This window comes from Ruegeria sp. AP11 (assembly GCF_056535865.1).
This window is the reverse complement of record NZ_JBQFJB010000001.1, coordinates 2,475,960-2,492,514: the sequence shown is the minus strand read 5'-3', so window position 1 is coordinate 2,492,514 and position 16,555 is coordinate 2,475,960. Positions and strand designations below refer to the sequence as shown.

General features: G+C 60.5%; 14 protein-coding genes and 1 tRNA gene. 9 read left to right on the top strand and 6 right to left on the bottom strand.

Annotated features, from left to right (window positions below; translation table 11 throughout):
• Positions 1 to 74: 74 nt before the first annotated feature.
• Positions 75 to 149: transfer RNA gene (locus ACR3E4_RS12505), tRNA-Gly, on the bottom strand.
• A gap of 205 nt (positions 150 to 354) precedes the next feature.
• Between ACR3E4_RS12505 and ACR3E4_RS12500 the strand changes: the two genes are divergently transcribed.
• Positions 355 to 1,998, top strand: a complete 1,644-nt coding sequence (locus ACR3E4_RS12500) for a hypothetical protein (RefSeq protein ID WP_480530255.1) — start codon at positions 355 to 357, stop codon at positions 1,996 to 1,998.
• A gap of 68 nt (positions 1,999 to 2,066) precedes the next feature.
• On the opposite strand, the gene ACR3E4_RS12495 is transcribed toward ACR3E4_RS12500, so the two are convergent.
• A complete protein-coding gene (locus ACR3E4_RS12495) occupies positions 2,067 to 2,627 on the bottom strand; it encodes a tetratricopeptide repeat protein (protein WP_480530257.1) in 561 nt (186 codons plus the stop codon).
• A gap of 31 nt (positions 2,628 to 2,658) precedes the next feature.
• On the bottom strand, positions 2,659 to 3,144 hold the full coding sequence (locus ACR3E4_RS12490) for an Lrp/AsnC family transcriptional regulator (protein WP_480530259.1): 486 nt from the start codon (positions 3,142 to 3,144) through the stop codon (positions 2,659 to 2,661).
• Between the two features lie 103 nt (positions 3,145 to 3,247).
• Here ACR3E4_RS12490 and putA point away from each other — a divergent pair, with 103 nt between their 5' ends.
• Together putA and ACR3E4_RS12480 are read left to right on the top strand one after the other, a co-directional pair.
• Positions 3,248 to 6,646, top strand: coding sequence for a bifunctional proline dehydrogenase/L-glutamate gamma-semialdehyde dehydrogenase PutA (gene putA, locus ACR3E4_RS12485; RefSeq protein ID WP_480530261.1), 3,399 nt, complete (start codon positions 3,248 to 3,250; stop codon positions 6,644 to 6,646).
• 42 nt (positions 6,647 to 6,688) lie between these two features.
• Entirely contained in the window at positions 6,689 to 7,432 is a 744-nt protein-coding gene (locus tag ACR3E4_RS12480; RefSeq protein ID WP_480530263.1) for a rhomboid family intramembrane serine protease, read from the top strand.
• A gap of 6 nt (positions 7,433 to 7,438) precedes the next feature.
• On the opposite strand, the gene ACR3E4_RS12475 is transcribed toward ACR3E4_RS12480, so the two are convergent.
• The gene (locus tag ACR3E4_RS12475) at positions 7,439 to 8,257 is read right to left on the bottom strand and encodes an IclR family transcriptional regulator (RefSeq protein ID WP_480530265.1); all 819 of its coding nucleotides are present in this window, start codon (positions 8,255 to 8,257) and stop codon (positions 7,439 to 7,441) included.
• 203 nt (positions 8,258 to 8,460) lie between these two features.
• Here ACR3E4_RS12475 and bhcA point away from each other — a divergent pair, with 203 nt between their 5' ends.
• The 4 genes from bhcA (at position 8,461) to bhcD (ending at position 12,851) form a co-directional block, all read left to right on the top strand.
• The gene (gene bhcA, locus ACR3E4_RS12470) at positions 8,461 to 9,651 is read left to right on the top strand and encodes an L-aspartate--glyoxylate aminotransferase BhcA (protein ID WP_480530267.1); all 1,191 of its coding nucleotides are present in this window, start codon (positions 8,461 to 8,463) and stop codon (positions 9,649 to 9,651) included.
• A gap of 10 nt (positions 9,652 to 9,661) precedes the next feature.
• A complete protein-coding gene (gene bhcB / locus ACR3E4_RS12465; RefSeq protein WP_480530269.1) occupies positions 9,662 to 10,633 on the top strand; it encodes a beta-hydroxyaspartate dehydratase BhcB in 972 nt (323 codons plus the stop codon).
• A gap of 11 nt (positions 10,634 to 10,644) precedes the next feature.
• Entirely contained in the window at positions 10,645 to 11,808 is a 1,164-nt protein-coding gene (bhcC, locus tag ACR3E4_RS12460; RefSeq protein WP_480530271.1) for a 3-hydroxy-D-aspartate aldolase BhcC, read from the top strand.
• 77 nt (positions 11,809 to 11,885) lie between these two features.
• On the top strand, positions 11,886 to 12,851 hold the full coding sequence (gene bhcD, locus ACR3E4_RS12455) for an iminosuccinate reductase BhcD (RefSeq protein WP_480530273.1): 966 nt from the start codon (positions 11,886 to 11,888) through the stop codon (positions 12,849 to 12,851).
• A 58-nt stretch (positions 12,852 to 12,909) separates the two neighbouring features.
• On the opposite strand, the gene ACR3E4_RS12450 is transcribed toward bhcD, so the two are convergent.
• Together ACR3E4_RS12450 and ACR3E4_RS12445 are read right to left on the bottom strand one after the other, a co-directional pair.
• Complete coding sequence (locus ACR3E4_RS12450) at positions 12,910 to 13,695, bottom strand: inositol monophosphatase family protein (protein WP_480530275.1); 786 nt, start codon at positions 13,693 to 13,695, stop codon at positions 12,910 to 12,912.
• A gap of 95 nt (positions 13,696 to 13,790) precedes the next feature.
• Positions 13,791 to 14,696, bottom strand: a complete 906-nt coding sequence (locus ACR3E4_RS12445) for a LysR family transcriptional regulator (protein ID WP_480530277.1) — start codon at positions 14,694 to 14,696, stop codon at positions 13,791 to 13,793.
• A gap of 93 nt (positions 14,697 to 14,789) precedes the next feature.
• On the opposite strand from ACR3E4_RS12445, the gene metF reads away from it, so the two are divergent.
• Positions 14,790 to 15,656 (top strand): methylenetetrahydrofolate reductase [NAD(P)H], encoded by an 867-nt coding sequence (metF, locus tag ACR3E4_RS12440; RefSeq protein WP_480530279.1) that lies wholly within the window; start codon positions 14,790 to 14,792, stop codon positions 15,654 to 15,656.
• A 191-nt stretch (positions 15,657 to 15,847) separates the two neighbouring features.
• The gene (locus ACR3E4_RS12435) at positions 15,848 to 16,510 is read left to right on the top strand and encodes a J domain-containing protein (protein ID WP_480530281.1); all 663 of its coding nucleotides are present in this window, start codon (positions 15,848 to 15,850) and stop codon (positions 16,508 to 16,510) included.
• Positions 16,511 to 16,555 lie beyond the last annotated feature (45 nt).

Below are 16,555 nucleotides of genomic sequence, written 5' to 3'. Positions count from 1 at the left end.
TCTTTTCAGTTTCAACGCATTAAACCAGCACATCAGGCATGATTTTGCGCGTTATCTGTAAGGGCTGATGTCTTTGGAGCGGGCGGCGGGAATCGAACCCGCTTCATCAGCTTGGAAGGCTGAGGTAATAGCCAGTATACGACGCCCGCTCAGCCCGAGCGGGTGTATTTCATCGCCATTTTGCGGTCAAGGGTGGATTTTCTGTTTTTCGTTTTACGACTGATGGGCGCCACCTTGGCGATCATGGGATGTTCCCATTCCGGCACCGATCACGAAAATGTGTTAAGGTGCGAAAATCCGCGGCAAAACGCCTGACCGGCGGTTTCAGCGGATTTACTGTGGGGGATATTCCAAATGACTGAATTTGATCTTGGTACATACCAACGCACCATCACGACCACATCCAAAGACGCTCAGCGCCTGTTCGATCAGGGGCTGATCTGGCTGTTTGGCTATAATCACGAAGCAGCGGCGCAGTGTTTTGAACAGGCCATCGCAAAAGACCCGGATTGTGGCATGGCCCATTGGGGCGTCGCCTATGCGATCGGACCCAACTACAACAAACCCTGGGAGTTTTTTGAACCCGACGAAAAGGTCGCCACGCTTGAGCGCGCGCATCAGGCGGTCGAGGCTGCGATGACGCTGCGCGAGAAGGTCGCCCCGGTCGAAGCCGCCCTGATCGAGGCCATCGCCCACCGGTTCCCGACAGACTCCGAAATCGAAGACTACGGGCCATGGAACGACGCGTTTTCGGATTCGATGCGCAAGGTCTATGCCGACTATCCCGACGATCTTGAGGTTTCGTCGATCTTCGCCGAAGCGTTGATGAACCGTACGCCGTGGATGCTGTGGGACCTGAAAAACGGCGTGCCTGCCGAAGGTGCCTCGACCACCGAAGCGCAGACCGTTCTGGAGCGCGCCTTCGATGCGCTGCCGGGTGCGTGGGACCATCCCGGCCTGCTGCACATGTATATCCACCTGATGGAGATGTCGCCAACGCCCGAAAAGGCGCTTCAGCATGGTGACAGGCTGGTCGATCTGGTGCCCGACAGCGGGCATCTGGTGCATATGGCCACGCATATCGACGTTCTGTGCGGCGAATATCAGAACGTGGTCTGGCGCAATCATCGCGCTGCGGCCGTCGATCAGAAATACGAAGCGGTCGCGGGGGGTGAGAATTTCTATACCGTCTACCGCGTTCATAATGTTCATTTCGAAGCCTATGGCGCGATGTTCCTCGGTCAACCCGAAAAGGCGCTGGCCGCGTCGGAAGAGCTGATGCGGATGCTGCCCGACAATGTGATCCGCTTCTTCCCCGACCTGTTCGAATCCTTCTATGGCAAGAAGATTCACGTCATGGTCCGCTTTGGCATGTGGCAGGAGATTCTGGATGAACCAATGCCGGGTGACGCCGAATTGTACAGCTACACCACTGCCGCGATCCATCAGGCGCGCGCCGTGGCGCTGGCCAATCTAGGACGGTTGGACGCTGCCAAAGAAGCGCGGGAAATCGCCGTTCAGGCGCGCAATGCGGTGCCCGAAAGCCGTCTGGTCTTTAACAACACCGCTGAGGACGTCCTGATGATCGGTGAGGCGATGATGGACGGCGAGATCGCGTTCAAATCCGGTGATCATGAGGGCGGTCTGGCCCATTTGTGGCGGTCGGTCGAGTTGGATGATGCGCTGGTCTATGACGAACCCTGGGGCTGGATGCAGCCCACCCGCCACGCGCTGGGGGCGCTGCTGATGGAGGCTGGTCAGTATGATGAGGCCGAAGCTGTCTATCGCGCCGATCTTGGTCTGGACAACACGCTGGCGCGCGCCTGTCAGCATCCCCGCAATATCTGGAGCCTGCACGGCCTGCATGAATGTCTGGTCCGGCGCGGCGAAGAGACTGAGGCACGGCATATCAAACTTCTGCTGGATCAGGCTTCGGCCCGTGCCACGGTGCCGGTGCATGCGTCCTGTTATTGCCGTAGCAAAGCAAAGGCCGCCTAGGTCGTTTTCGGGACCAAGAGACTGAACTCAGACACCTGCCCAAGCGCCAGCATAAGGGGGCCTCACGCTCAGATATCCTCGCCCGGTGGGTCAAGCAGCCCGCCCGGCGCAAGCAATGCGCGCTCGGACAGCCACGGGTTCAGCTCTAGCGCATGGTTCAGCGTTGCGCGCGCTTCGTCCAGTCGTTTGAGACCCAATAGCGACAGGGCCCGCCCGCTGATTGCCGCGACATGGTTCGGGGACAGTGCTATGGTCCGGTCCAGATCAATCAATGCCGCCTGAAAGTCCTGCTGCAGATAATTGACAAACGCGCGCTGATTATACCCTTCGGCGTAGTCAGGGCAGTAGACGACCAGCGCGTCAAACTCGGCCAATGCACCAACCAGATCCCACGATTCCCGCAGTAACATCCCGCGATCCAGCATCGTTTGCGCGCGTGCATCCGGTGCATCAGTCCACAGCTGCCACATCTGGCCTGAAATCCCCCGCGCCTCGTCTTCGGATGACGCGCCCTGTGCCTTTGCGATCAGGGCGTCGATCCCCGGGATATGGTCCGGTGCGTCCGGGCATTCGGAAGAGACCGGCGTGCCAAAGGCTGCAAGTAGAATAAGGGCCAGCGCATGTTTCATGCCTTCTAACCTGATCCCCAAACCCCTCGGGTCAACCGCTTTCGAGCGGGGCCAGCAACCCGGCCTCTTTCACCGCCTCCATCGCCACGAAGGTAGACGTGTTGGCAACATGCGGCAGGGATGAGATTTTCTCGGCCAGTACAGCGCGATATTCCGACATCGACCTGGTGCGGATTTTGAGCAGATAGTCGAAGTTGGAGGCGATCATATGCGCCTGTTCAATCTCGGCGACTTTGCGCACTGCCGCATTGAACTCGGCCAGCGCCTTTTCGCGGGTGTCGGTCAGGCGCACCTCGACAAAGGCCACATGGTCCAGGCCCAATCGGATCGGGTCCAGCATGGCGCGATAACCGGTAATGATTCCGTCCGCCTCTAGCCGCTTGAGCCGCGCCTGCGTCGGCGATTTGGACAAGCCGATTCTGCGTGCCAAATCCGTCACCGAAATACGACCATCTTCAGCAAGCGCCATGAGGATGGCCTGATCGAACCGATCAAGTCCGGATAAGTCGTTTTGCATCTTCTGATCCTAAAATTTCAGTCCATTCGACCGCCAAGTGACAAAATACAGTCCATTCTCCTGCCTTGGCGCGGTTATATTAGACAAAAGCCCCGGAGTACACATGTCACACAGTCTGCGCACCAAAATCGACACCCACACCTATGCCGACCAGACCGCCGTTCTGGACGCGCTGATCGCTCAGGCCGATCTGTCACAGGCCGACCGCACCGCCATTTGTGTGGCTGCGGCGCAGTTGGTACGCGATATCCGCTCCAGCACTTCACCCGGCATGATGGAAGTGTTTCTGGCCGAATACGGCCTGTCCACTGACGAAGGCGTCGCACTGATGTGTCTGGCCGAGGCGCTGTTGCGCGTGCCGGATGCCGACACCATCGACGCACTGATCGAAGACAAGATCGCTCCGTCCGATTGGGGCAAGCATCTTGGTCAGTCATCCTCGTCACTGGTGAATGCGTCGACATGGGCGCTGATGCTGACAGGGCGGGTTCTGGATGAGGACAAATCCTCGCCCGTGGGTGCCCTGCGCGGCGCAATCAAACGCCTGGGCGAACCGGTGATCCGCACCGCCGTAGGCCGCGCGATGAAAGAGATGGGGCGCCAGTTCGTGCTGGGCGAGACCATTCAATCCGCCATGAAACGCGCCAAAGGGATGGAGGATAAGGGATACACCTATTCCTACGACATGCTGGGCGAGGCCGCGCGGACCGAGGCCGATGCTGCCCGGTATCACCTGTCCTATTCGCGCGCCATCGCCGCCATTGCCGAGGCCTGCACCCATAACGACATCCGCGAAAACCCCGGCATCTCGGTCAAGCTGTCCGCGCTGCACCCCCGCTATGAGCTGGCGCAGGAACAGCGCGTGATGGAGGAATTGGTGCCCCGTCTGCGTGCGCTGGCGCTGCTGGCCAAGGCTGCGGGCATGGGGCTGAACGTCGACGCGGAAGAGGCTGATCGCCTGTCCCTGTCACTGCAGGTCATCGAAGAAGTGATGGCCGAGCCCGCACTGGCAGGCTGGGACGGCTTCGGCATCGTTGTGCAAGCCTATGGTCCGCGCGCCGGGCTGGTGCTGGACACGCTCTATGAAATGGCCGAGCGTCATGATCGCAAGCTGATGGTACGGCTGGTGAAGGGCGCGTATTGGGACACCGAGATCAAGCGTGCGCAGGTCGAAGGCGTCGATGGGTTCCCGGTGTTTACCCAAAAGGCGGCGACGGATGTGTCCTACATCGCAAATGCCCGCAAGCTGCTGGGCATGACCGACCGCATCTATCCGCAATTTGCCACCCATAACGCCCACACGGTCAGCGCGATTCTGCACATGGCTAACGACCAACCATTCGAATTCCAACGCCTGCACGGAATGGGCGAGACGCTGCATCAGATCGTGCGCGACAAGCAGAACGCGCGCTGCCGCATCTACGCGCCGGTCGGTGCGCACCGTGATCTGCTGGCCTATCTGGTACGCCGCCTGCTGGAAAACGGCGCGAACTCATCCTTCGTGAACCAGATCGTTGATGAGGATGTCGCTCCCGAAACCGTGGCCGCAGACCCGTTCGTGACCGTTCAGACACCCGCCAAACCGCTGCCAACCGGGCCCGAGCTGTTTGAGCCGGAGCGTCCGAACTCGAAAGGCTTCGATCTGCACCATACGCCGACGCTGGACCGGATCAATCTCGCGCGTGATGCCTATCGTGCCCATCATTGGCACGCTCAACCTTTGCTATCAGATACCGCACAGCCCGAAGCCGGCGCGCCGGTCGTCAACCCGGCGCTGCCTCAGGACCGCCCCGGATCGGTCGCTGCGGCCAGTCCGGCAGACGTAGAATTGGCGCTGGCCAGCGCGTGCCCATGGCAGGCCCCGGCCGAAACGCGTGCTGCAGCCCTCAACAAAGCCGCCGATCTCTATGAGGCGCATTTCGGAGAGCTCTTTGCATTGCTCGCCCGCGAGGCCGGGAAATCCCTGCCCGATGCGGTGGCAGAACTGCGCGAAGCGGTCGATTTCCTGCGTTACTATGCTGCCAACATTCCGGCGGCCAAACCCGCCGGGATATTCACCTGCATCAGCCCGTGGAACTTCCCTCTGGCGATTTTCTCTGGGCAGATTTCGGCGGCGCTGGCCACTGGCAACGCCGTACTGGCCGCCCCTGCCCCGCAAACGCCCCTGATCGCGCACCGCGCCGTTCAACTGATGCACGAAGCAGGCGTTCCGCGCGATGCGCTGCAACTGCTTCCGGGCGGGCCGAAAGTGGGCGCGGCGCTGACTTCGGACGCGCGCGTATCGGGTGTGGCCTTTACCGGCTCGACGGCGACGGCGTTGAAAATCCGTTCGGCCATGGCCCAGAATATGCGCCCCGGCACGCCTCTGATTGCAGAGACCGGCGGCCTGAACGCAATGATCGTGGACAGCACCGCGCTACCGGAACAGGCCGTGCAGTCGATCATCGAAAGCGCGTTCCAGTCTGCCGGTCAGCGCTGTTCAGCCCTGCGCTGTCTTTACCTGCAGGAAGACATTGCCGAGGATGTTCTGACCATGCTGCAAGGCGCGATGGACGCTTTGCATGTCAGTGATCCATGGTTGATCTCGACCGATTGCGGCCCGGTGATCGACGAGCAGGCCAGACAAGGCATCGCGGATCATGTCACCAAAGCCCGCGCCGAAGGTCGGGTTCTGAAGGAAATGCCAACACCGCCCGAGGGCACATTCATCGCGCCGACCTTGATCGAAATCCACGGCATCTCGGCGCTGGAACGCGAAGTGTTCGGCCCGGTGCTGCATGTCGCCCGGTTCAAGGCACAAGAGATCGACAAGATCATCGCCGACATCAATGACACGGGCTACGGCCTGACCTTCGGCCTGCACACCCGGATTGACGACCGGGTACAGCACGTGACCGAGGCGATCCACGCCGGCAACCTCTATGTCAACCGCAACCAGATCGGAGCGATCGTGGGCTCGCAGCCCTTCGGAGGCGAAGGCCTGTCCGGTACCGGCCCCAAGGCGGGCGGCCCGAATTACATGGCGTGCTTCTGCGCCCCGGATCGGCAGGTTTCCTCGGATAATTGGGACGCGACGGCTGAACCGAGCGCGCCGGAGGGGCAGCCTGCACCGCCGCGCACCCGGTCACTGCCCGGGCCAACCGGCGAGTCGAACCGCCTGACCGAATACGCCCGCGCGCCGCTGTTGTGCATGGGTCCGGGGGCGGAGGCCGCGCAGGCGCAGGTCGACGCGGTCAAGGCGCTGGGTGGCACGGCGATCCGGATGACCGGATCGCTGGATCTGCACCGCCTCGAAAACTTGACCGGTTTCTCGGGTGTGCTGTGGTGGGGCGACGACGACACCGGTCGCCAGATCGAACAGCATCTGGCCCGGCGCGATGGCCCGATCATCCCGCTGATCCCGGGCAAACCCGACCGCGCGCGGGTTCTGGGAGAGCGCCATGTCTGCGTCGATACCACCGCCGCCGGAGGCAACGCCGCCCTTTTGGGAGGTGCGGCATAACCGGACCTTGACGCTGGGCGGCGAAAAGCCCAGCGTCGCGCCATGTTTCCGATCCGTGACCATAACCCCTCGGGGCGTACTCCGTTCGTCGTCTATGCCCTGATGGCCGCCAACATCCTGATCTTCCTCAGCTATGTGGGAATCATGGAGGATGCGCGGCTGATCAACCGGTTCTATTTCGACTATGCGGTCATCCCGGCGCGTATCTCTGACGGTTTCGCGCTGGAAACACTGGTTACCTCGATGTTTCTGCACGGCGGCTGGATGCATCTGGCCGGGAACATGCTGTTTCTGTGGATCTTCGGCGACAATCTCGAAGACGAGATGGGCCACCTGCTGTTTCTGCTGTTCTATCTTCTGGCCGGGATCGGGGCGGGCCTGATCCACGTAATCTCGGAACCGGATTCAGTGGTCCCGACCATCGGGGCCTCCGGCGCGATTGCCGGGGTGATGGGGGGATATCTGCTTTTGTTCCCGAAAGCACGCGTTGATATCCTACTGATTCTGATCGTCTATTTCCGCATCTTCACCATCCCCGCATTCGTCATGCTGGGCGTCTGGCTGGGTCTGCAATTCCTGGGCAGCCTGTCCAGCAATCCCGATGAGGGCGGCGTCGCCTATTGGGCCCATACCGGTGGGTTCTTTGTTGGGCTTGTGCTGTGCATCCCGCTCTGGATCCGGCGTGGCGGGACCGGGTTCTGGAACCGTACACACGGCCACCCGCCGCACCCCGAACACAAATACAAGCTGTCGCAGTCGCGCATTCCCAAGGTGCCGCGCCGATAGCGTTGCTTAATCAGGAAACCGTCCGCCGCTGAGATGCGTGATCTCTTGCGCGGCGCTGGTAACCAACGCCCCCAGCTCTGGCGCGCGTTCCTTGCTGAACCGCACGGTCGGGCCAGAGACCGAAATACCCGCGCAAGGTTCGCCCCGATCGTCAAAAATGGCCGCGCCGATGCAGGACATGCCTTCATAGCGCTCTTCCTGATCAAAGGACCAGCCGCGTTCGCGTGTCTGGGCCAGATCGTCCGGCAACCCCGTATCGGGCAACTGCGTGTTCGCGGTAAATGGGATCAGTTCAATGGCCGAGAGCAGTTTGCCCAACCGTTCTTCGCGCATCGCAGCCAATATGGCCTTGCCCGTGCCCGAGGCATACATCGGCGTCCGCGCCCCGGGCGGGAAAAACGCCCGGATCGGGTTCTGGGTCTCGACCTGCCCGACGAACACGACCTCTCCGCCATCCGGTACAGCCAGATTGGCCGTTTCACCACTTTCTTGCATCAGACGTCGCAGGATCGGTCTGCCGATCTCAAGCACGCTGTTGCGGCGCAGGAATGAGGCGCCGGTGCGATAGGCTTCAATCCCGACCATCCACTCCTGGCGCTCTTCATCGAAGGTGACGAACCCGTGTTTCTGCAGGGTCACGAGTATGCGATGGGTGGTGGCTGTCGGAACCTCAACCTCGCGCGCCAGATCGCTGAGCGCTGACCGTTCAAGCCGGGCCACCGTCGTGAGAACGCCCAGCGCGCGGTCCAGCGATTGCATGGTCCCGGCCGAGCTTTCCTTGAACAGTGATTTCGGCCTGCCGCGGGGCCGTTTTTGCGAATCCATTCTGGCTGAACCCTCCGGATACGTGGTTGCATTCAGGAAATGACGCAGTTCACCAATCCTGGGCGCATAAATTTTGAGAAACTGAAAGTTGTTAAATTTCAGTAGATTGTCATTTATTTATCCAAAATGAAAACATTTTTCAAGAAAATTGCAAAAACACGATGCCCGGGTGACACTTGGTTCGAGAGCAAAGGACAAGAACCATGTCAAACCAGAACCCGGTTTTCATTCCCGGCCCGACCAACATCCCGGATCGCCTGCGGCTTGCCATGCAGGTGCAAACTCAGGACCACCGCGCACCGGACTTTGTCGAGACGTTTGCGCCGGTGCTTGAGGACACAAAGAAAGTGTTCGGCACAAGCGGTGGTCAGATCGTCACCTTCCCCGCCAGCGGCACCGGTGGCTGGGAGGCTGCGATCACCAACACGCTCAGCCCTGGCGACACTGTGCTGGTGGCACGCTATGGCGTGTTCAGCCATCGCTGGATCGATCTGTGTCAGCGGCATGGTCTGGACGTTCAGATCATCGAATGCCCCTGGGGTACCGGCGCGCCCGCCGATCAGTTCGAGGCCGCGCTTGCAGCGGATACATCGCATCGGATCAAGGCCGTTCTGGTCACCCATAACGAAACGGCAACCGGCGTGCGCTCGGACATCGAAGCGGTCCGCAAGGCAATGGATGCCAGCGGCCACCCGGCGATGATGTTCGTCGATTGCGTCAGCTCTCTGGCCTCGATGCCGTTCGAGTTTGACCGGTGGGGCGTCGATATCGCCGTCTCTGGCTCGCAGAAAGGGTTCATGCTGGCCACCGGCATGGCGATCCTGTGCGTCAGCCCCAAGGCTCTGAACGCGATGGAAACCGCCAAACTGCCCCGCACTTTCTTCGATTTCCGCGACATGATGGCCGCGAATGCGTCGGGCGGGTTTCCCTATACGCCGCCGCTGCAGCTGATCTATGGCATGCGCGAAAGCCTGAAGATGCTGTTCGAAGAAGGGTTGGAAAACGTCTATGCCCGCCACTACCGGCTGGCCGAGGGCGTCCGCCGTGCTGTTGATGCCTGGGGCCTGAAACTGGTCGCGCAGTCGCCCGATCTCTACTCGGACACCGTCAGTGCGATTTACGTGCCCGAGGGCTATGATAGCAACGCGCTGACCGATCATGCGTTCAATACCTATGGCGTGTCCTTCGGTATCGGCCTGGGCGAGTTGAACGGCAAAGCCTTCCGCATCGGCCATCTGGGCAGTCTGACGGATGTGATGGTGCTGTCCGGTCTGGGTGCAATCGAAATGGCGATGGCGGATCTGGACTATCCGATCAGGCTGGGCAGCGGCGTGGCCGCGGCGCAGGACTATTTCCGCACCGGTCCGTCTGGCCATGCCAAAGCCGCAGCCTGAGGAGGAAATGATGTTGGACCACATCCCGGCGGCCGATCTGACCATCGACGACATGCGCGCCGCGCATGACCGGATCAGACCCTATATCCGTCGCACACCCATTATGACCTCGGACTATCTGAATAACCTGACCGGCGCCCGGCTGTTCTTCAAATGCGAGAACTTTCAGGAAGCGGGCGCGTTCAAGGTGCGCGGGGCCTGCAATGCCGTGTTTGGTCTAAGTGACGATATGGCCGCAAAAGGCGTCTGCACGCATTCCAGCGGCAACCACGCTCTGTCATTGTCCTACGCCGCTGGTCGACGCGGCACCCCCTGCAACGTGGTCATGCCGCGCACCGCACCGCAAGCCAAGAAGGACGCCGTGCGCCGCTATGGCGGAACGATCACCGAATGTGAGCCGTCCACCTCCTCCCGCGAGGCGACATTTGCCGAGGTGCAGGCCCGGACGGGTGGAGAGTTCGTGCACCCTTATAACGATCCGCGCGTCATCGCCGGTCAGGCCACCTGCTCGGCTGAGATGCTGGAGCAAACCGATGGCGTGGACGCCGTAATCGCCCCCATTGGCGGCGGTGGAATGGTCTCGGGCACCTGTCTGACGGTCTCGAACCTTGCGCCAGAGACGGCAATCTACGCGGCCGAACCGGAACAGGCCGACGATGCCTATCGGTCTTTCAAGGCGGGTCACATCATCGCCGATGACGCGCCCAAAACAATCGCCGACGGGCTGCTCGTGCCGCTCAAGGAAAACACCTGGCACTTTGTATCCAACAACGTGACCGACATTTTCACCGCCTCAGATGCCGAGATCATCGATGCGATGAAGCTGACCTGGAAATACCTGCGGGTGGTGATGGAGCCCTCCTCGGCGGTGCCTCTGGCGACGATCCTCAAGAACCCCGAGGTCTTCCGGGGCAAGCGCGTTGGCGTGATCATCACCGGCGGCAACGTGGATCTGGACAAACTGCCCTGGCTGACAGGGTAAGGAGAAACAGGATGAACAAACCCATGAATATCGATCAACTCGAAGTTGGCTATGACATCCCTGCCGCGATTGGCATGGATGAATCTGAGATCCAGACGCCTTGCCTGATCCTCGATCTGGACGCGCTGGAGCGGAACATCAAAAAAATGGGCGACTATGCCACGGCGCATGGGATGCGGCACCGGGTGCACGGCAAGATGCACAAATCCGTGGACGTCGCGAAACTGCAGGAACAAATCGGCGGTGCGGTGGGTGTCTGCTGCCAGAAAGTGTCCGAGGCCGAGGTGTTCGCGCGTGGGGGTATCAAGGACATTCTGGTGTCGAACCAGGTGCGAGACCCGGCCAAGATCGACCGCCTGGCGCGTCTGCCCCAGCTTGGCGCGCGCACCATCGTCTGCGTCGACGATGTGGATAACGTCGCTGACCTGTCTGCTGCGGCCGCTAAGCATGGCACTGAATTAGAGGTCTTTGTCGAGATTGACTGCGGCGCGGGCCGCTGTGGTGTCACCACGACCCCTGCCGTGATCGAAATCGCCAAGGCAGTCGAGGCCGTGCCAAATCTCAAATTTACCGGCATTCAGGCCTATCAGGGTGCGATGCAGCATCTGGATACGTATGAGGCCCGCAAAGAGAAGCTCGATACCGCCATCGCAATGGTCAAGGATGCTGTGGACGGGTTGAAGGCCGAAGGGATCGAATGCGAATTGGTCTCGGGCGGTGGCACGGGCTCTTATTATTTCGAAAGCAATTCAGGCGTTTATAACGAGCTGCAATGCGGGTCTTACGCCTTTATGGATGCCGATTACGGTCGCATTCTGGACAAGGATGGCAAGCGGATTGATCAGGGGGAATGGGAAAACGCCCTGTTCATTCTGACCAGCGTGATGAGCCACGCCAAAGCGGACAAAGCGATCTGCGATGCGGGCCTGAAGGCGCAATCCGTCGATAGCGGCCTGCCGTTCATCTATGGGCGCGATGACGTAGAATACCTGAAATGTTCGGACGAACACGGCGTGATCGGCGACCCGGACGGTCTGCTGAAAGTCAACGACAAGCTGCGGCTGGTGCCCGGTCACTGCGACCCGACCTGCAACGTCCATGACTGGTATGTGGGCGTGCGCGGCGGCAAGGTCGAGGCGCTCTGGCCGGTGTCGGCCCGCGGCAAGGCTTATTGAACTATCGGTAAAAGCAACAAAGGGCGGCGCTTGGGTGCCGCCCCTTTTTGATGCCATCAGAAAGAAAGGCATAGGCGATGATCATCGTTCCTGAAAAGGAAATCGGCGCTCTGCTAGGTCGCAAGGAAAGCTATAGCGCGGTCGAGCAGGTGTTTGCAGCGATGGCTGCTGGTGATGCTTACAACTTCCCGGTCGTGCGCGAGGCCATTGGCCATGCGGATGCGCTTTATGGGTTCAAAGGCGGGTTTGACCGCGCGGGTATGAGCCTGGGCCTGAAGGCCGGGGGGTACTGGCCCAACAATATGGAAACGCATGGTCTGATAAACCACCAGTCCACCGTGTTTCTGTTCGATCCCGATACCGGCCGCGTCCGCGCTATTGTTGGGGGTAACCTTCTGACGGCGCTGCGCACCGCGGCGGCCTCGTCGGTGTCGATCAATCACCTTGCGCGTAAGGATGCCAAGGTGATCGGCATGGTTGGCGCAGGGCATCAGGCGACATTCCAATTGCGCGCCGCGTTGGAACAGCGCCCGTTCGAAAAGGTCATCGGCTGGAACCTGCACCCTGAAATGCTGCCGAACATCGAAAAGGTCGCGGCTGAGGCCGGTCTGCCTTTCGAGGCTGTGGACCTGCCCGGCATGGTACAAGCGGATGTGATTGTCACAATCACCTCGTCTTTCGCACCGAGCCTGATGTCCGAGCATGTCTCGGACGGCACCCATATCGCCTGCATGGGCACCGATACGGTCGGCAAGCAAGAGGTCGCCACCGACCTGATCGCCCGCGCCAGCGTCTTTACCGACGAGGTCGCGCAGGCCGTGACACTGGGGGAAAGCCAGCATGCGGTGGCTGCCGGAACCAAAGCCGAAGGCGATATCCGTCAGATCGGAGAGGTCATCAACGGCACCCATCCCGGGCGCGCGTCGGATGATGAAGTGACCCTATTCGACGGCACTGGAGTTGGACTGCAGGACCTTGCGGTGGCAAGCGCGGTCGTTGATCTGGCCGTCCAGCAGGGGATCGCGATCGAGGTTGACTTCTAAACCAAAACGCGCGCCCGGATCGGACGCGCGCACCAGGATCGACAGACCGGGGTTGGTATCAGCCCCGGATCACCTTGGCGAAATTGTCAAAGATCGGCTCATTGGCGCAGATCACCTCGCCATCCTCAAGCACACTGCCTTCGGGGTTCAGGGCCTGAACAAACCCGCCCGCCTCTTTCACGATGATGATGCCGGCGGCCACGTCCCAGGCGTTCAGACGACGTTCCCAGAACCCTTCATAGCGACCGGCAGCCACATAGGCCATGTCCAGCGCCGCAGCGCCCCAGCGGCGCACACCGGCGCAGGCAGGCATCAGGCGGGCCAGATCCTGCAGGGTCGCAGGCAGGTCCGAGCGGCCACCGAACGGCAAACCGGTCGAGAAGATCGATTCGATCATGCGATGACGGCCCGAGACGCGGATGCGCATATCGTTCATCCAGGCGCCTTCGCCCTTTTCGGCAAAGAACATCTCGTCCTTGGCGGCGTCATAGATCACCCCGGCCACGATCTTGCCCTTGTGTTCCAGCGCGATTGAAACCGCCCAATGGGGCAGCCCGTGCAGGAAGTTGGTAGTGCCGTCCAGCGGGTCGACGATCCAGCGACGGGTCGGGTCTTCGCCGTCAATCGCGCCACCCTCTTCGGCCAGCCAGCCATAGGTGGGGCGTGCGCCCAGCAATTCCTCTTTCAGGATCGCCTCGGCCGCGATATCGGCTTTTGACACAAAGTCGCCCGCGCCTTTCATCGACACCTGCAGGTTCTCGACTTCACGAAAATCCTTGACCAGAGACCGCCCCGCTTTGCGCGCGGCTTTGATCATGATGTTGAGATTTGCACTGCCAACCATTTTCCATAGGCTCCTGTCCGGTCAAGCCGCGCGTATACTGGTGCAATGCAGCCTTGCCAAGAGGAATGATACGCATGGCTGCCCTGCGCCGGGCGCTACTGTGATTGCAGCTTGCGCGCCTCGGTCCGGGCCAGGCTTACCAGTTCCTGCACAAACGGTTTTTCCAGATCCTCGCTGCGCACCGCAGCATAAAGCCTGCGGGTGATCCCGTCTTTGGTCAGTGGGCGGGTGACATAGTCGGAATTGTACTTCACCTCGCGCACCACCCAATCCGGCAGAACGGAAATGCCACGGTTCGACGCCACCAGCAGCAGGATCACGGCGGTCAGTTCAACCTGCCGGATCGAGGCCGGTTCAACCCGCGCCGGGATCAGCAACTGGCTGAACACGTCCAGACGCGTGCGCTCGACCGGATAGGTGATCAGGGTCTGGCCACGGAAATCCTCGGCCTCGACAAAGGGTTTCTCGGCCAGCGGGTGAGATGAGGCAGCGACGAAGACCGCATTATAGTCGAACAGTTCGACAAACTCGACGCCGGGCAGATCCTCGGGATCGGACGAGACCACCAGATCGACCTCTTCCTTCTGCAAAGCGGGCAGCGCGTCGAAGGCCAGGCCGGGGCGGATATCCACATCGACATCCGGCCAAGACTTGCGGAATGCTTCGAGCACCGGGAACAGCCATTCGAAACACGCATGGCATTCAATCGCGATATGCATACGGCCCGTGCGCCCGTCGCGCAGCGAGGAAAACTCGTGCTGCATCGCCTCGACCTGCGGCAGGATCTGTTCCGCCAGCCGCAACAGGCGCAGACCCGCCGCCGACAGCTTCATCGGTTTTGACCGTCGCAGGAACAGCTCAACCCCGGCCTGATCCTCCAAACCCTTGATCTGATGGCTCAATGCGGATTGGGTGATGTTCAACTGATCAGCGGCACGCGCCAGCCCACCACATTCATGGATGGCCTTGATGGTCCGCAGATGCCGGAATTCGATGTGCATATTCAGTGTGACTCATGTTGTTCTTGAATAATATGAATTTGTCTCACATCGCTCAACGTGGCACAAGGGCGCAAATGATCCCGAGAGGCCGTGATGACAAAACCTGAAATCTCATTCGAGTTCTTTCCGCCCAAAACGCTGGAGGCCTCATTCCGGCTTTGGGATACGGTGCAGACGCTGGCCCCGCTTGACCCCCGGTTTGTCTCGGTCACCTATGGCGCGGGCGGCACCACGCGCGAGTTGACCCGTGATGCGGTTGCCACCTTGCATAAATCCTCGGGCCTGCCGGTTGCTGCGCATTTGACCTGTGTGGATGCCTCGCGTCAGGAAACACTGGAAATCGCCGACAAGTTCGCCCGCGCCGGTGTCGAAAACATTGTCGCATTACGGGGCGATCCCCCGAAGGGTCAGGACAAATTCATCCCCCACCCCGAGGGGTTTGCCAATTCGGTGGAGCTGATCGAGGCGTTGGCCGAAACCGAAATGTTCAACATTCGCGTTGGCGCCTATCCCGATATCCACCCCGAAGCGCGCGATGCGCGTGCCGATGTGGACTGGCTGAAGGCCAAGCTGGATGCTGGCGCGGACGAGGCGCTGACCCAGTTCTTCTTCGAGGCTGAAACGTTCTTCCGGTTCCGTGATGCCTGTGAGAAAGCGGGCATCGACAAACCCATCGTGCCCGGTATTCTGCCCATCGAAAACTGGGCCGGCGCACGCCGCTTTGCCCAGCGCTGCGGCACCCGCATCCCGAACTGGGTCGAGAGCGCCTTTGACAAAGCCGTTCGCGATGATCGCGAAGAGCTTCTGGCAACCGCGCTCTGCACCGAGCTGTGTTCGGACCTGATCGAGGGTGGCGTCGACAAGCTACACTTTTACACGCTGAACCGGCCGGAACTTACCCGTGATGTCTGCTTTGCATTGGGCATCACACCGCAGGCGGAGCTGCAGAACGTCGCATGACAACGGCGCGTTCCGGCCCTTATGATGGGGTCGGAACGCGCTTCTTTACGCAAGGCACCACTATATCGGCGACAATCAAAACACACGCACGCTAACTGTTGAGTGACCCCAGACTAATACCCGGTAAAATTTGACAAAAAAGTGGCCACCGGCAATCTGGGGTCAGTGAAGTTTTAACGAGTGTTTTGAGTATGGAGCCAGTGAGCAAGATAAGGGCTCGGACTGAGGCGTTGCAGGTTTTGGGCCTGTCGCAGAACGCCGGTGCAGACGAAATCCGAGATGCCTGGCGCAGCGTTGCCTTCCACGATCATCCTGATCACACCGGCGGTGATTACGACGGGTTTTCGCAGGCCAAGGCGGCATATGATTTTCTGCGTACTGAGGGGCTGACCCGCAAAAGGCCGTCCGGTTCATCGATACCGCGCCGACCGCGGCTGAAAAAGCGCGTGATCCAACTGTGCGCGGATGAGATCGAATATTGCCGCCACCTGCTGAACCCCGAACGCGCCCTGTCGGACCTGTCCAGCGATGAAACGGATTCGGAGGCGAAGACCAGCGGCGCGCCTTCGGACCATGTACCCGACGCCATCGGCTGTTTCGGACGCGATCTGACTTATTTCGTGGCCTCTTCGGTCTGCGAAGGGTCAAACCGGGTCGCGCTGCCGACCTCGGTTCTGGCCAATTGCCGGAAAGCTGAAACCGAAATCCTGACATTCCAGTCCAAAAGCTCAGGCTCGGGGGAAATCGTCATCCCCGACCCGATCCGCGAACGCAAATTTCCCGGTGCAAAAAGCGTGAGAATTCGATTTGAAGCGGATCAGCACATGCAGGACATGTACGAGCTGGCGGGCTAAATCCCATCACAAACGAAAAAGCCCGGCCGCCGAGGCCGGGCTTCT

What these genes read in the sequence shown, in the direction of transcription:
- bhcB (WP_480530269.1), top strand. Translation starts at nt 9,662, where the DNA reads ATGTTGGACCACATCCCGGCGGCCGATCTGACCATCGACGACATGCGC.
- bhcA (WP_480530267.1), top strand. Translation starts at nt 8,461, where the DNA reads ATGTCAAACCAGAACCCGGTTTTCATTCCCGGCCCGACCAACATCCCG.
- ACR3E4_RS12435 (WP_480530281.1), top strand. Translation starts at nt 15,848, where the DNA reads ATGGAGCCAGTGAGCAAGATAAGGGCTCGGACTGAGGCGTTGCAGGTT.
- ACR3E4_RS12445 (WP_480530277.1), bottom strand. Translation starts at nt 14,696, where the DNA reads ATGCACATCGAATTCCGGCATCTGCGGACCATCAAGGCCATCCATGAA.
- ACR3E4_RS12450 (WP_480530275.1), bottom strand. Translation starts at nt 13,695, where the DNA reads ATGGTTGGCAGTGCAAATCTCAACATCATGATCAAAGCCGCGCGCAAA.
- ACR3E4_RS12490 (WP_480530259.1), bottom strand. Translation starts at nt 3,144, where the DNA reads ATGCAAAACGACTTATCCGGACTTGATCGGTTCGATCAGGCCATCCTC.
- ACR3E4_RS12500 (WP_480530255.1), top strand. Translation starts at nt 355, where the DNA reads ATGACTGAATTTGATCTTGGTACATACCAACGCACCATCACGACCACA.
- ACR3E4_RS12495 (WP_480530257.1), bottom strand. Translation starts at nt 2,627, where the DNA reads ATGAAACATGCGCTGGCCCTTATTCTACTTGCAGCCTTTGGCACGCCG.
- ACR3E4_RS12475 (WP_480530265.1), bottom strand. Translation starts at nt 8,257, where the DNA reads ATGGATTCGCAAAAACGGCCCCGCGGCAGGCCGAAATCACTGTTCAAG.
- bhcC (WP_480530271.1), top strand. Translation starts at nt 10,645, where the DNA reads ATGAACAAACCCATGAATATCGATCAACTCGAAGTTGGCTATGACATC.
- ACR3E4_RS12480 (WP_480530263.1), top strand. Translation starts at nt 6,689, where the DNA reads ATGTTTCCGATCCGTGACCATAACCCCTCGGGGCGTACTCCGTTCGTC.
- bhcD (WP_480530273.1), top strand. Translation starts at nt 11,886, where the DNA reads ATGATCATCGTTCCTGAAAAGGAAATCGGCGCTCTGCTAGGTCGCAAG.
- putA (WP_480530261.1), top strand. Translation starts at nt 3,248, where the DNA reads ATGTCACACAGTCTGCGCACCAAAATCGACACCCACACCTATGCCGAC.
- metF (WP_480530279.1), top strand. Translation starts at nt 14,790, where the DNA reads ATGACAAAACCTGAAATCTCATTCGAGTTCTTTCCGCCCAAAACGCTG.